Genomic DNA, 15305 nt, shown 5'->3' with positions numbered 1-15305 from the left:
ATTATTACATGTCACCAAAAGTTTCAATACTTATTCCCTGTTACAATTCAGAGCGATTTGTTGCAGAAACTCTTGATAGTTGTCTCGCTCAAACTTATCGCAACATCGAAATAATTGTCGTTGATGATGGCTCAACCGACAACTCATTTGCAATCGCAAAAAGTTTTGAATCCAATATCATTAAAGTGTATCGACAAGATAATTCCGGTGCTTGTGCTGCACGTAATTATGCTTTCCGTAAAAGTTCCGGTGAGTATATCGTTTATTTAGATGCTGATGATATTATTAATCCTTCCTTTGTAGAGGAACATATCATACGCCTATGCGATGCAAATGAAAGATGTATAAGTTTTGGGAAATGGGATAAATTTAGATCTTCTATAGCAGAAACGACATTCCCATCTCGGCATTTTTATAAAGACTATATAGACCCTTTCCAACTTTTGATTGATTTATGGGAGACAGGTAGTATGTTACAAACATCATGCTACATGGTATCCCGACAGCTTGTCTACGAATCAGGAGGTTGGAAAGAAAATCTACTCATGAACCAAGATGGTGATTTTTTTTCGCGCATATTAATGATAGCCTCAAAAGCATATTTTATATCCAATGCTAAAGTTTATTATCGTATAGGCGAATACTCCACAGTAAGCAAAGCAAACAGTGAGAATAAATTAGTGTCATTACTTGATAGCTATATCAGTTATAAAGAAAACGCACTCATTCATAAAGATAATTTACGAGTACGTAAAGCATTGAGTTATAACTTCACGTATTTTATTTATCTATATGGCAACAAATATCCAGCCCTATATAAGAAAGCGAAAGACCAAGTGGAGAACTTAGGGGTTGGATTTCAATTGAGGAAAAAATCGCCCCGGATAAGGTTCGTAAGCAAAATTTTAGGTTTTGAAAATTTAATGGCTATACGAAGGATTATATCAAAAGAGTAAATTATGCAACAACTAAGTCAGCGGAAAATAAGCATTATCGTTCCTGTCTATAATTCAGAGAAACATCTTTGCAAAATGATAGAATCAATTATCGAACAAGAATATTCCCACTGGGAGTTGATACTTGTGGATGACGGTTCTACCGACAGAAGTGGAGATGTCTGTGATGAATATGCACAGAAAGATACTAGAATCAAAGTATATCATCAAAAAAACGGCGGAGTATCTGTAGCTCGCAACAAGGCATTAGACAAAATTTCAGGCGACTATGTTACATTTATTGATTCCGATGATTGGGTAGAACCTAGCTATCTTTTACGCTTTATGGAATTTCCATATGCAGATGACCAAATAGTCTTTCAAGGGTATTTCATGGACTATGTAGGAGCAGTAGCGAAGGAGTCAACAAAGGAAATCCCTAAACAAGGCCGAATTTTACACTTAGGGGCTATTTTGGGAAAAATGTTTGCTACACCAATCATTAAGTTGCATAATATTCGATTTGATGAGCGGTTACGTTTGCACGAAGACCATGTATTTTATTATGAATGCTTGAAATATGCAAGGCAGTTTGATTTTTCCTCATATGCGGGTTATCACTATATGCATTATGGAGAACAATCCCTTTCTCGAAGATTACAGTCAACTGATGCCTATTTTCTTGCATCAGAATTATTATTGGACTATTACCAATATGACATCACAGTTTCAGATAACGAATATAAACGCTTCTGTATTCAAAAATTTGGTCTAAACCAAATGGTAATGGGTGTGTTTTCACTCTATTTTTCATCGTTCACTAAAAAACATCGTTTAGATGTATTACGAATGATAAAAAAACATGTCGAAATATTCAAACAATTTTACGTTCCTAATTCTTTAAATGGAAAATTGTTTTTATTCTGCTATTTACATTTCACACCTGCCATTCAAGATGCAATATTTAAAATAGCCACCGCATTGTTAGGCAGAAAGTTTAAAACTCGACTGAATCTAAAATAATCTTTTTACATACAGAAATGACTACAAATACATTAAAGTTTTTTACTTTACTTCGGTTTCCACTAATGGTGGGTGTGGTGATGATTCATTGCGACATATCCGACCAGCTTGTGCCTGAGTTACGTGGGCAATGGGCACAAGATGTAATGTATTTCTTTAGCAATATAATAGGTCGATTTAGTGTACCAATGTTTTTTTTAATTTCAGGATTTTTATTCTATCGGAATGGAACACTAACACACAATGAGTATGCATCTAAATTACATCATCGACTATACACACTTCTTATACCCTATCTTTTATGGAATCTGATAGCCTTTTTATTTTTCATAGCGAAGCATTACCCCCCCTATGTCCCGTTTTTCAAGGAATCACGGAAATTCCAATTTCGTTTGAAAATTTTCTAAAATCATTTTGGGAATTTCGATTTGAAGGATTAGGAGAATCTAAATCCATGCCTATAGATTTCCCCTTGTGGTATGTAAGAGATTTGATGATTGTAGTACTTTGTTCACCTCTATTATACAGGCTCATTAAGTGTGGCAGATTATTAGTAGGATTAATCGGGGGTATTTGGCTGAGCTTTAACCCTGAGTTTTGTGGCATAGATATGACTGGATTTTTCTTTTTCACATTAGGCGGTTATTTTTCTATGAACAAGGTTGATTTAGCTGATATTTTTAAATCAAGAAAAGCAAAAATATCAACTATGTTTCTTTTTGTCATTGTAATTATAGCAGATATGATTACCCGTGGGGAAACTTATCATTATTTGCTACATAATATCACCATTTTAACAGGCATGATTGTAATGTTTATATGTGCTGATTTAATCCTAAGACTAAGCATCGGAAAATCTACGATTTTAATAGAACATTTCGCTTCGACAACATTTTTTGTATATGCCTTGCATGGCCTGTTTGTAGCACCTTTGAGAAAGGGACTTTGTCTCGCTTTACAACCGACATCAAATACCGTAGCTGTTATGACTTATATGCTAAGTATATTAACAACCATTATATTGAGTCTTATTACTTATTACGTGTTAAAAAAATTATGCCCACAATTCTGTAGTTTACTCAATGGTGGAAGATAAATGAAACTTGTAAGATAACCCCCAAATAGAAACAAAAATGAAAATCGCAATATCTGGAGATTGCTTGAGTGTTTTTACTAGTGCATATCCTGTCAGAGGTATGCTGCTTGAACTAATAAAACAACGTCAAGATGATTTATTTATCATATTTTATACTCAAAGGCCAAGACCTAAAATGTTAAAGTCTTTTTTTGAGCAATTACATGCACTCCCAAATGTAAAAACACGCTATTTTAAATGGAATAGATATGTCGTAGGTTTACAGCGTTTCCTTACTCTATCAAACTATTTTCCAATAGATAACAGTTACGATATTTTTATAAATCCAAGCTATTTGGAATATGTCCGAGCGTTCAAAGGTGTACAAATAGCCAATATAACAGATTTGTCCATACTCCATTCCCAAGCATCTATTCCACATGCAAAAATATGGAAGTTACAAAACAAATTTGCAAAATCTTTCTATTTCAGATTGAAAGATTTGAATGTGGTTTCTATATCTGAATACACGAAGCAGGATATTCATAGATATTTCAAGAGAGTAAATACCCGTATCAATGTAATTTATAATGGTATTGATGATTTTTGGTTTGACAATCACTATATCGAAAACAGTCTTACCAATCAATACCAGAATCGAGCCTATTTTATTTGGTGGGGATTCATGTCCCGCAGAAAAAATTTGATCAATATGTTATTAGCGTATGAGGAATTGGTGAAAGAGAAATGTGAGGTTCCAGATATGCTTATCATCGGAAATATAGCGGAGCATCTTAAAAAAGAGATAACTCCCCTAATGGAACGAAATGCCAAGATTATCCATTTGCCTTTCCAGGAAGAATATGTGCTCAAAACATTAGTAAAAAACAGTAAAGGACTTATATTTCCCTCTTTTTACGAAGGATTTGGATTACCTGTCATTGAAGCATACTCACAAGGTGTTCCTGTCGCTTGTTCTAATGTAACTTCCTTGCCCGAAATTGCAAATGGCTTCAGCTTTCTATTTGACCCGAATAATCGAATAGAAATCAAAGAGGCTTTTCTTCATCTATTGAATTTTAACAAAGAAAGCAATTCACCTTTGTTGATCCAGTATGCCCGGCAATTTACATATAAGAAAGCCGCAGAAGCCTATAATAAATTGATAAATAAAATGGTATGATTTGGGAAATTATACGTTATGGAATATTTGCCTTGTTTTTATGTCTGACATGCTTCTTTGTATATAGGCAGAAACATGAGTATCTTTTATGGTTGTATTTCTTTACATTTCCATTTCAAAACTGTGCCTTTTATCTTATAACTACATGGAATCCGTACAAGGTCGTTGCCATAGGTATGCTTTTTTGCATACTGTTTCACCCAGCAAACAGTCGGACTTCGGATGTACTTAAAAGGATTGTTGCATACTTTTTTATCATGCTATTACTTAGTAATCTGTTTTCGTTACTCATGCCTCCTGAAAATGTTGGAACACGCACTTTGATTCGCCTATTGGTTCAAGATGCCACTTACATATTAGGAGTCGTTCCATTATTATTCATGAACCGGCTTCCAAGAGATTTTGATCAAAGGGTCATAAAGTGGTACACGTATGCCATCTGTACACTGATAGGAATAGGGTTTGTACATTATTTCTTTCTTAAAGCAGGCATTCCATTTGCTCCCATCATTCGCGATGTAGGTACGTCCAATGCTGTTGCAGCCACTTTTTTTGGAGGTGATACAGTCTTTCGCATATATGGCCTTTGTGGAGAACCTAAGAATATGGCTTTCGCATTAACTCCATTTGTACTTTTTCTAATAACAAATTTCCTCTACAAAAAGAAATTGGATCTGAAAGCGGCAACTATATTGGCTTTGGGATTATTTATTTTATTAAACACGTTTTCTTCTGCCGCTTTTATTGAATTTGCGATTGGACTAATTGGTGTAGTGATTTTAATATTATCAAGAACTAATAAGTTAGTTGCAATACTGACTATCAGTACCGTATTAGTGATAGGCTCTTTCGGACTATTCCTTTCAGAAATTCAAAAAACGCAACCAACTAATGCTAAAACCGAAATCTCTTTTATTAATTCTTTTTATGAACGCTCTTTTGGACGTGCCCAAAATGAAATCGAGGATGGACGGTCAGAGGTTTTAATAACAAAAGATTTTATAGAATCCAATAATCCTATTTACTATTTATTCGGATATGGGCCGGGACAATATTCTTTCCATAGCAAAAATCTAACATTCAGTGGCGGATATATTCCAGTTCAATCGGGATTGGTCCTGAACTTAGTGGATTTTGGCCTCATTGGATATTTGTTTTTCTTTTATTTGCTATATCAAGTATATACTTTATATAAGAAATCCAAATCCAATGATATATCATTCTATTTTATAGTCATAGGCTGCTGCACAATGATTGGAAATTTCATGTATTCAATGATGGGAGGAAGTATCCTGATAGGTATGCTTCCTTTTATAGGCATTGCATTTCAATCATACCATTATAATACAGAATATGAGGACTAAGTTGATCCTTTAGATATGCTTGTTTCATCGCCTTTTAAGAAAGATCTATTCTTTCTCTATCTCTGTAAACTCCAAGGTTCACTACTTGCCTCCTTTGTATTCTTTTGCCATTCGCAGTTAGATTAATATTTTTTCTCTCTTAAGCATATGATGAAAATACTTCATTCAGGAACTCTTGATATAAAATACGGAGGGCCAGCATTAAGCACATATCTGACCATAAAAGGATTACACGCTAATCAGGTAAATGCAGAAATGCTTATGGCCCCTCTAACCAACAAGAAAGATTTAATAGCCAATGATGTGAAGATACATTATACTTCACCTACTTTGGAAACTCGCTTTGGATACATTCCATATCTAAAGACCTCATTGGAAAATATGCCCTTATATGATTTATACCATATACAAGGGCTATGGTTATATCTTGGACACGGAGTTGCAAATTTTGCCCGAAAAAAGAAAAAGCCTTATGTCATTACATTAAGGGGGATGCTTTATCCGCAGGCCTTAGCGCACTCTAAACAGATAAAACAACTGTCTTTGTTGTTGTATCAACGGGAAGATTTACAAAAAGCAGCCTGCATACAAGCTACTTGTCTTGAAGAAATGCACCATTACCGTAATATGGGTTTCACTAACCCTGTAGCAGTTTTACCCAATCCAATAGAAACAGACGGAATTATTGAACGCCCTATTGTCCAAAGTGATAAAATAAGAATCGGGTATTTAGGACGAGTACATCCACGCAAACGTATTGAAAGATTGATTTACGCATTCAGCATATTACGAAAAGAGATGCAAGATACCGAATTACTTATCATTGGTGCTGATGATGAACAATATGAGCAATTCTTGAAAGATGAAGTCAAAAGACTTAAATTGACAAATGTCCGCTTTACAGGTTTTTTGGCGGGTGTAGAAAAAGACAACGCAATAAGTTCATTAACTTATTTGGCAGTACCAAGCGACTTTGAAAATTTTGGAAATATTGTCACAGAGGCTTTAGTGAGAGGAATACCAGTCATTGCTTCCAAAGGTATGCCATGGCAAGAACTGGAAAAATACCATTGTGGTTGGTGGATTAGTAATGACCAAGAAACTATAAACCAAACATTACTCAAGGCTATCCAAACGCCACCTAATGAACGTCTACAAATGGGCCTCAATGGTAAAAGAATGATTCAAGAAAATTATTCTGTAACTGTACTCGGAGATAAAATGAGCCAATTATATCAATATATTCTCCATATATCAGAAAAACCCAATTTTGTGTATGAATACTGATTTATCCCACTATGATAATTCTTGGTATAATCCGGGAAAAGGAGGATTCATACGAATTGTCTGGTATTTTATAAACGTCCTGTTTTTTATAAACCCTCTGAATCCATTTTCCTGCATAAAAGTAAGACTGTTGCGATTATTTGGTGCGAAAATCGGAAAAGGAGTAGTTATTAAGCCTAAAGTAAACATAAAATACCCGTGGAGATTGGAAGTCGGGAACTACACATGGATCGGTGAAAACGCGTGGATAGACAATTTGGCAAATGTAAAAATTGGAAATAATGTTTGCATAAGTCAAGGAGCTATGTTACTTTGCGGAAATCACAATTACAAGAAAACTACTTTTGATTTAATCATTGGAAATATCACATTGGAAAACGGCACTTGGATTGGGGCACACTCCATTGTTTGTCCTGGTGTTACTTTGCACTCGCATTCTGTCTTAGGAGTGGCTTCGGTTGCCAATCACGACATGGAATCTTATTCTATTTATCAAGGAAATCCTGCTAAAAAAATCAGAATAAGAACGGTTTTTTAAATCAATATATATCCTTTATGAAAATCAGCATTATAACTGCTACATTCAATAGCAGTTCCACCCTCCGTAACACCATTGAAAGTGTTTTAGGACAAACTTATATGGATTTTGAGCATCTGATAATTGACGGAGGATCAAACGACAACACGATTGACATAGTACGAGAGTATGAGCCAATCTATAAAGGAAGGTTACGATGGATTAGTGAACATGATCGTGGCATCTATGACGCTATGAACAAAGGTATTGCAATGGCTACAGGTGACATTGTGGGCATACTTAATAGTGATGACTTTTACACTTCTTCTGATGTTTTGGCAATGGTAGCAAGAGCAATGTCTGATACAAATTTAGATGCCGTATTTGGAGATGTTCATTATGTGAACGATTGTGATTTGAATAAATGCGTCCGTTATTACACATCCCGGCCATTCCATCGAAGTTGGATGCGGTTTGGTTTCATGCCGGCACATCCGTCTTTCTACTGCCGACGTTCAATATATGAGGAATTTGGAACTTTCGACTTATCGTATAAAGTCGCTGCCGATTTTGAAAATCTGTTGCGCCTGATATTCATACACCACATCCGCACCCGCTATATAGCCAAAGATTTTGTAACTATGCGTATAGGAGGTGCATCTTCTTCTGGCTTTCATAGCCATAGGCAAATCATGCGTGATCATTTAAGAGCCTTGAAGCAAAATAGGGTGTTTTCTAATCCTCTATTCCTGTGTATGCGTTATCCTTACAAGGTGTGTGAAATCGTTGTAACGAAAATAAATAACATATTTCGATATAATTTAAAATGAAAGCTCTTATTACAGGCATCACCGGCCAGGATGGTTCCTTCTTGGCCGAGTTTCTTTTAGCAAAAGGTTATGACGTGCACGGCACGATACGGCGTTCGTCGGTAGACTTCCGTGAGCGTATCGCCCATTTGGAAGGACATCCCAATTTTCACCTGCATTATGCAGACTTAGGCGACTCCATGAGTATTCTGCAAGTAGTGAAAAAAGTAAGACCGAATGAAATCTATAATCTGGCCGCACAAAGCCATGTGCAGGTGTCGTTTGACTCACCGGAATTTACAGCGGATGTGGATGCGACTGGTGTATTGCGTATCTTGGAAGCTGTGCGCCAATGCGACCTGACTGATACTTGCCGAATTTATCAGGCTTCAACGTCAGAACTTTACGGCAAGGTGGAGGAAGTCCCTCAAAATGAGAACACCCCCTTCCACCCTTATAGCCCGTATGCCGTGGCCAAGCTCTATGGTTACTGGATTGTGAAAGAATATCGGGAGGCTTACAATATGTTTTGTTGTTCGGGCATCCTGTTCAACCATGAGAGCGAACGCCGTGGAGAGACTTTCGTCACCCGGAAAATCACCCTCGCTGCCGCACGTATCGCGCAAGGCAAGCAAGAGAAATTGTATTTGGGAAACCTCTCTTCATTGCGCGACTGGGGATATGCCAAAGACTATGTAGAGTGCATGTGGCTGATTCTTCAAAACGAAAAGCCGGAGGACTTCGTGATAGCTACCGGTGAGCAGCATTCCGTGCGCGAGTTCTGTCAATTGGCTTTCCGGCATGCCGGAATAGAACTGCGTTTTGAAGGAGAGGGAGAGAACGAAAAAGGCATAGATACGAAAACCGGCAAGGTGCTGGTAGAAGTGTCTCCCGACTTTTACCGTCCAACCGATGTAGTGAATTTATGGGGGAATCCGGCAAAAGCTAAACGAGAATTGGGGTGGAATCCGCAAAAGACTACTTTCGAGCAACTTGTTAAAATCATGGTAGATGCGGACATGGCCAAGGTGGCCGTGGAGCGTGCCGGAGAACATGTACGCACCAACTTGGAAGAATATCTGGAGAAAGGAATCGTAAAATGATGGAAAAGAACGCAAAAATCTATGTGGCAGGCCACCGGGGAATGGTCGGCTCTGCCATTGTACGTGAACTGGAACTTCAGGAATACACGAACATCATCACCCGGACGCACAAGGAACTTGACCTGACACGCCAAGAAGCAGTAGAGCGTTTCTTTGCTGAGGAAAAGCCAGAATATGTGTTTCTTGCCGCGGCCAAGGTGGGAGGTATCATAGCCAACCAATCTGCATTGGCGGACTTCATGTATGAGAACATGATTCTGGAAATGAACGTCATTCATGCAGCTTGGAAAAACGGTTGCAAAAAGTTGGAATTTCTCGGTTCGTCATGTATCTACCCCCGTATGGCTCCGCAGCCCATGACGGAAAGTTGTCTGCTGACAAGCGAACTGGAAAAGACCAACGAGGCATACGCACTAGCCAAAATATCCGGCCTGAAATATTGTGAGTTCTTGAACCGTCAATATGATACGGACTACATCAGTGTAATGCCCACTAACCTTTACGGGCCTAACGACAACTATCATCCCGAACATAGTCATGTATTACCGGCCTTGATCCGCCGTTTCCATGAGGCTAAAGAACAGAGGCTTCCCTATGTGATCTGTTGGGGTGATGGCAGTCCACTTCGTGAGTTTCTGTATGTGGACGACCTTGCCAACTTGTGCGTGTTCTTGATGAATAACTACAGCGGTAATGAGACCGTAAACGCAGGAACAGGAAAGGAACTGACTATTAAAGCCCTTACTGAACTTGTGGCCAAAATTATCGGTTACAGTGGTGAAATACGTTGGGATACGACCCGTCCGAATGGAACACCGAGAAAGTTACTCGATGTGTCAAAGGCAACCGCTTTAGGTTGGACTTACAAAACTGAATTGGAAAACGGCATACGTCTTGCCTACGAGGATTTTTTGAATAATCCGATGCGGGCGGAGAGATAAAAAATAACATAAAGTGGTGACTATAGCGGTAGGGAATACACCTCTTCCCATTCCGAACAGAGAAGTGAAGACTATTTGCGCCGATGGTACTACATTTAGTGGAAGAGTAGGTAATCGCCAAAGAGAGATAATTCTTTTTTATTAATAGTAAAGTATCTGAAATATGAAAAATATTTTTAGTAATTAGGGCAGCCTCTCACGTTGGAGGACGAGGCTGTCAGAATGGATGGTAGCAATACTTCTTACCCTTGCTACTGTATAGATGTCTTATGATGTCTATTAGTCCTATGTCGCATAGGATGAAACAGAGCGGTTCGCTGCACAGTTGAATGTATATGGATTATACGATAACTTAAAAAGTAAGCGAGAACAGGATGAACTACTTGAGGTTTGGAAAATCTAATCTTCCAGTGGGTTTGAAGGATCCCACCAAAAAAATCCTTCATTTTTCATTTACTGATATAGCTTTCAAAGATCTATATGCAAATCATACTGTTATCCGGCGGCTCGGGCAAACGCCTGTGGCCGCTTTCCAATAATACACGGTCAAAGCAATTCATTAAACTGCTGACTGCGCCCGATGGCTCGAAAGAGTCGATGGTGCAACGGGTGGTACGGCAATTACGGGAAACCGGCATCTGTGATTCGATTACCGTGGCAACAAGCCAGTTGCAGCGGGATGTCATCATCAACCAGCTTGGAGAAGAGATTCCTGTAGTTACGGAACCGGAGCGTCGTGATACATTCCCAGCTATCGCTCTCGCAAGCTCGTATTTGGCCTACGAACGAAAATGTTCCACCGATGAGATTGTAATCATCATGCCTTGCGACCCTTATACTGAAGCTGGTTATTTTGATACGATTCGCAGGATAGCGGATGCAGTGAAAAACAATGTAGCCGAACTGGTATTGATGGGAATTAAACCCACATATCCGTCAGCAAAATACGGATATGTAGTGCCAGCCAATGATGTACAAAACAAAGGAACATTTCAAGTATCACGCTTTACGGAAAAACCAGATATGATGACTGCTGAGAAACTTATTTCGGAGGGTGCTTTCTGGAACGGAGGCGTATTCGCTTTCAGGTTGGGATATATGACGGATATCGTAGCCCGGTACATTGAAGCCGACACATTTGCGGAGATCCGTTCTCGCTATGTGGAATTTCCGAAAATCAGTTTTGACTACGAAGTCGCTGAAAAAGCGCAGTCGGTAGCCGTCGTACCTTTTGCCGGAGAGTGGAAAGACCTTGGTACATGGAATACGTTGACTGATGAACTATCGGAACACACCATGGGCAATGTTATCATGGATGAAGAATCCGAGAATACCCACGTCATCAACGAACTTGGACTGCCAATCATGTGTATTGGCACACGGAATCTGGTCATTGCGGCATCGAATGACGGAATCCTGATTTCGGACAAGAATAAAAGCGAGAACATCAAGACCTACGCCGACCTTCTGCAATATCGGCCGATGTTCGAGGAACGTCGTTGGGGTGAATACAAAGTAGTCAATACCGCCGAGTTTTCCGACGGTTACAAATCCCTTACCAAGCAACTGAAAATCAAATCCGGTAAGGGTATCAGCTATCAGTTACACCGCCATCGCAATGAAGTCTGGACGTTTATCGACGGCGAAGGAGTACTGGTACTCGATGATATCAGGTCGGTTGTTAGCAGAGGCGATACGGTTACGATCAAGAAAGGTGTTAAACATACAGTCAGGGCTATCTCCGACTTGACATTCATCGAGGTACAGTCAGGAGAGCTACTTGTGGAATCAGATGTAGAACGTTTTGAATGGATATGGAACGACAGATAGACAAATCCAAACACCTGATATTCGAACACGATACTTATCAGGCGAATATCGAATCCTTAAGACAGGATCTGAAGGACAAAAAAAAGATTGTCCTGTTTGTAGGTGCCGGAATCAATTTAGGGAGCGACAGCAGCATTGATATCAGTTGGAACGGGCTGCTAAACATGATGCTCAAAGACGCTTTGTCCATATTGTCTGCCGAGAAAAGATATACGACTAAAGAGAAGGAACGTTTGGAAAACCTGTTATGTTCCTCACGAAGAATCGGTCTAAGAACTGAAGAAGAGCAATCCCTTTGGGAAACATTACACACTACCGTTGAAGGAGAGTTCACGTCCTTGGTGCGGGCTTCCATCATCAAATCCATTTTGGGTAAAAATTACATCCATACGATCCGCCATCAATTGTACCGGTATTGCGACAAGGACAAGATGACTGAAATCTTTTTGGAATGAAATCGTCACTGCATATAAATAACGGTTCTCCAAAGATAATTATTATCAGTGCCCTGACTTTTGTCTGTCAAAATAATGGAGGAATAATAATAAACATCTTCGACTTTCTTTTGAATGAAGCCAGCTTGAATATATGAGGTATGGTTACAATTCAAATAACCTTTATACCCCAACCGAGAAACGTAAAATTCTTCTTGATTGGGGTAATTTTTTAATATAATTACTGGTCGTGCAATCGCTGGTAGAAGCAATATGCAGGCATTCCGAATATACCTTTTTTCGGTAACCACAAATTGATTATGCAATTTCCCTCACTTAATCCCTCAACCTCCCTTTCTTGAATTTTTTCCAATCCTCTTCCCAAACATTTTTTATTTTTCCTTCGAGATTTTTTCTTTAATCAAAAAATATTCTTACCTTTGTTTAAAGAATAGTTGTTTCACGAGTATGAGACTGTAAAATACTGAAATTAGCACAATCTCCAAATCGTTACCTTAGACTTTTCAGAACTTCCATAAGCGTTTGTCTTTCAAATTAATCCATCAAATTGATAAGAATTTAATGTATAACATTCCGTTTTTAGGCCTAAACGTCCTTGCATAATACAAGCATTTGAGGGTAATATATAATCCGGAGTTTGGGTCACGAATATCAGGCAATCAATCTCATCCCGTCTCCAGTTCAGCCCCATGAGCAAATCTTCAGCTGCGTCATAACATAAATCCGCAGAAGTCGTATCCACATCCGCAATACGTCTACGCTCAATGCCTGTAGAAGCTATCACTTTTTCAGCCTCACCCTTTTTAAAAAAAGACAATTCCTTATTTTCCTCAATCATTTTAGGAACACATGACGTAATTCCCGCAATCTTTACATTTGAGATTTTTAAATGACTCATTTTCCCTATTAGATAATTGATAAATCAGAATAGATAATCTTACCCGAATCAGTCCTTGGTATCTTGCCAATAAATCGAACCTCATAAGCTGAAGGATTTATTAATACTCGGTTTGACAAAACCGATTTTATAGAATCAATTTTATCCAAATCTGTAACATAAACAATTAGTTTATCATCGCTACCAACACAAGCACATTCTTGGCAATGATCTTTCACGATAGATTCGACAAAATCTAAACTTATTCGGTTTCCATATAATTTCAAGAAACGTTTCTTTCTCCCTGATATATAATAAAATCCCTCCGAGTCAACATAAGCTAAATCGCCAGTATAAAGTATCCCTTTATTCTCATCACCTTTAAACAGATCATCTAATGATTCGGCATATCCCCAAAAAACATTAGAGCCTTCATATACTAATTCGCCTTCCACATTAGGAGACACTATCCGCATACCATCCTCGTCAATCAAAGAAAAATGCCCACCCGGTATTGCGACCCCTACACTCCCTACTTTATTCAAAGTATACTCAGCAGGTAAGTAGCTCATTCTTGCGGTGGCCTCTGTCTGCCCATACATTACATAAAAACGTATATCGTGCAAACGTGCATATTCCGAAAAATACTTAATTAAAGAAGAATTCAATTTACCACCAGCTTGCGTCATAACCTTAACAGATGAAGGCAAGAATTTCTCAAAACGCATTTTCTTAAGAATTTCATACGTAAAGGGAACACCTGCAAAAGATGTCGCCTTCTCTTCTAAAACAAATTTCCAAAACTCTCGCTGCACATACGATTTATCAGTCAGCAACAAGGTAGCACCTGCCAATAAATGGCTATTCAGTACAGATAAACCATAAGAATAATACATCGGTAAAGATGTGATCGCTTTCTCGGAAGAGGTTATTTTCAAATATTCAATGATAGAACATGCGTTACTTTTTAAATTGTCATGCGATAAGCGAACAAGTTTAGGAGATCCTGTACTACCCGATGTAGTTAATAGCAAAGCTAACCCCTCAGGTAAAACAGGAGAATCTCCGTCATATTGAATCAAAGAATATCCCCCCAATGAATATTTTTCCTTCCCCTTAACAAGCAGATCTCTTCTACTAGGGAACCAACAATATCGAGGGTGATAAATAGCCTCCAAATGATACAAGGTCTCATCCGGAACATCCCGACTCAGCAGCAAAGGAACTACCCCCGATCGCAAACACGAGACATAAGCCACAATTGACTCCAATGAGTTCTCACAGCCGATAAAAATCAATGATCGTGGCACTAGATGCTCAGAAAATCGTTCAGACAATCCCAGCAAATCAGCATACGTATACACATGATGATCCTCTGTAATAAAAGCCTTATTCGATAGAAAAGAGGAGAAATCAAACATTAGAATCTTTGATTATATTTACTTTCTAAGACCTTAATGGCCGAGTCAAACGTATCGATCTCAAACATATCATCCGCTTCCAAATCTAAGTCAAAAGCATCCTCTATTTCTGAAATAAGCGTAATATGTCCAACAGAATCCCAATTCGGAGATTCTTTTAACTTAAGAGCAGGAATTTGGTCTATAGAAGACAGATTTAAACCCTTAAAGAAAGCGGTTTGTAATTTTTCCAAATTAGTCGCCATCTATCACTTCTTTATACGTTCAAACAATTCCTGTATAGTATCAGACTTTAGCAAGTCATCCCCTTTTAAAGATACATCATATTCCTCATCAATCATAGCAATTACGGATAAGGCTACTAACGATGACCAGTCTTCCAACTCCTTAAAATGAGTATCAGGCTTAAATACAGATATCTCTGTATCGTCAAATTGTTCAGAAAACTTGTTGATAAAATCTTGTAATTCCATATATTATTATAT

General features: G+C 38.3%; 17 protein-coding genes and 1 rRNA gene. 14 read left to right on the top strand and 4 right to left on the bottom strand.

What is annotated here, in order from left to right:
- Positions 1–8: 8 nt before the first annotated feature.
- The 14 genes from HMPREF0999_RS10070 (at position 9) to HMPREF0999_RS10005 (ending at position 12522) form a co-directional block, all read left to right on the top strand.
- Positions 9–956: a glycosyltransferase family 2 protein gene (locus tag HMPREF0999_RS10070; protein WP_009275854.1), complete on the top strand. Its 948-nt coding sequence runs from the start codon at positions 9–11 to the stop codon at positions 954–956.
- A 3-nt stretch (positions 957–959) separates the two neighbouring features.
- Positions 960–1958 (top strand): glycosyltransferase family 2 protein, encoded by a 999-nt coding sequence (locus HMPREF0999_RS10065; protein ID WP_009275853.1) that lies wholly within the window; start codon positions 960–962, stop codon positions 1956–1958.
- A 17-nt stretch (positions 1959–1975) separates the two neighbouring features.
- Positions 1976–2365: an acyltransferase family protein gene (locus HMPREF0999_RS23320; protein ID WP_029257201.1), complete on the top strand. Its 390-nt coding sequence runs from the start codon at positions 1976–1978 to the stop codon at positions 2363–2365.
- Complete coding sequence (locus HMPREF0999_RS10055) at positions 2260–3054, top strand: acyltransferase family protein (protein WP_010183650.1); 795 nt, start codon at positions 2260–2262, stop codon at positions 3052–3054. The genes HMPREF0999_RS23320 and HMPREF0999_RS10055 overlap by 106 nt, the downstream gene beginning before the upstream one ends.
- Positions 3055–3091: 37 nt before the next feature.
- Positions 3092–4216: a glycosyltransferase family 4 protein gene (locus tag HMPREF0999_RS10050; RefSeq protein WP_009275851.1), complete on the top strand. Its 1125-nt coding sequence runs from the start codon at positions 3092–3094 to the stop codon at positions 4214–4216.
- Between the two features lie 257 nt (positions 4217–4473).
- Positions 4474–5580 (top strand): hypothetical protein, encoded by a 1107-nt coding sequence (locus HMPREF0999_RS10045; protein ID WP_229034699.1) that lies wholly within the window; start codon positions 4474–4476, stop codon positions 5578–5580.
- 147 nt (positions 5581–5727) lie between these two features.
- Positions 5728–6867 carry a glycosyltransferase gene (locus HMPREF0999_RS10040; protein ID WP_009275849.1) on the top strand — a complete coding sequence of 380 codons (1140 nt, stop codon included), beginning with the start codon at positions 5728–5730 and terminating at the stop codon, positions 6865–6867.
- On the top strand, positions 6857–7405 hold the full coding sequence (locus tag HMPREF0999_RS10035; RefSeq protein WP_009275848.1) for a WcaF family extracellular polysaccharide biosynthesis acetyltransferase: 549 nt from the start codon (positions 6857–6859) through the stop codon (positions 7403–7405). The genes HMPREF0999_RS10040 and HMPREF0999_RS10035 overlap by 11 nt, the downstream gene beginning before the upstream one ends.
- 17 nt (positions 7406–7422) lie before the next feature.
- Positions 7423–8214 (top strand): glycosyltransferase family 2 protein, encoded by a 792-nt coding sequence (locus HMPREF0999_RS10030; protein ID WP_009275847.1) that lies wholly within the window; start codon positions 7423–7425, stop codon positions 8212–8214.
- Positions 8211–9296 carry a GDP-mannose 4,6-dehydratase gene (gmd, locus tag HMPREF0999_RS10025; RefSeq protein WP_009275846.1) on the top strand — a complete coding sequence of 362 codons (1086 nt, stop codon included), beginning with the start codon at positions 8211–8213 and terminating at the stop codon, positions 9294–9296. The genes HMPREF0999_RS10030 and gmd overlap by 4 nt, the downstream gene beginning before the upstream one ends.
- Positions 9293–10237, top strand: coding sequence for a GDP-L-fucose synthase family protein (locus HMPREF0999_RS10020; RefSeq protein ID WP_009275845.1), 945 nt, complete (start codon positions 9293–9295; stop codon positions 10235–10237). Before gmd ends, HMPREF0999_RS10020 begins: the two co-directional genes overlap by 4 nt.
- A gap of 12 nt (positions 10238–10249) precedes the next feature.
- Positions 10250–10360, top strand: a 5S ribosomal RNA gene (gene rrf, locus HMPREF0999_RS10015).
- Between the two features lie 357 nt (positions 10361–10717).
- Entirely contained in the window at positions 10718–12067 is a 1350-nt protein-coding gene (locus tag HMPREF0999_RS10010; protein ID WP_009275843.1) for a sugar phosphate nucleotidyltransferase, read from the top strand.
- Complete coding sequence (locus tag HMPREF0999_RS10005) at positions 12052–12522, top strand: hypothetical protein (protein WP_009275842.1); 471 nt, start codon at positions 12052–12054, stop codon at positions 12520–12522. The genes HMPREF0999_RS10010 and HMPREF0999_RS10005 overlap by 16 nt, the downstream gene beginning before the upstream one ends.
- A gap of 529 nt (positions 12523–13051) precedes the next feature.
- On the opposite strand, the gene HMPREF0999_RS10000 is transcribed toward HMPREF0999_RS10005, so the two are convergent.
- Genes HMPREF0999_RS10000 through HMPREF0999_RS09985 form a run of 4 tightly spaced genes read right to left on the bottom strand, consistent with a single transcriptional unit; the run spans position 13052 to position 15293 of the window.
- Positions 13052–13420 (bottom strand): 3-oxoacyl-ACP synthase, encoded by a 369-nt coding sequence (locus HMPREF0999_RS10000; protein ID WP_009275840.1) that lies wholly within the window; start codon positions 13418–13420, stop codon positions 13052–13054.
- A gap of 8 nt (positions 13421–13428) precedes the next feature.
- Positions 13429–14820 (bottom strand): AMP-binding protein, encoded by a 1392-nt coding sequence (locus tag HMPREF0999_RS09995; RefSeq protein ID WP_009275839.1) that lies wholly within the window; start codon positions 14818–14820, stop codon positions 13429–13431.
- Entirely contained in the window at positions 14820–15065 is a 246-nt protein-coding gene (locus HMPREF0999_RS09990) for an acyl carrier protein (RefSeq protein ID WP_009275838.1), read from the bottom strand. Before HMPREF0999_RS09990 ends, HMPREF0999_RS09995 begins: the two co-directional genes overlap by 1 nt.
- A gap of 3 nt (positions 15066–15068) precedes the next feature.
- Entirely contained in the window at positions 15069–15293 is a 225-nt protein-coding gene (locus HMPREF0999_RS09985) for a phosphopantetheine-binding protein (protein ID WP_008773340.1), read from the bottom strand.
- Between the last annotated feature and the right edge of the window lie 12 nt (positions 15294–15305).

The sequence above is a fragment of the Parabacteroides sp. D25 genome, assembly GCF_000307475.1.
GTDB lineage: Bacteria > Bacteroidota > Bacteroidia > Bacteroidales > Tannerellaceae > Parabacteroides > Parabacteroides distasonis.
The sequence above is the reverse complement of the archived record's forward strand: the minus strand, read 5'-3'. Positions and strand labels throughout refer to the sequence as shown.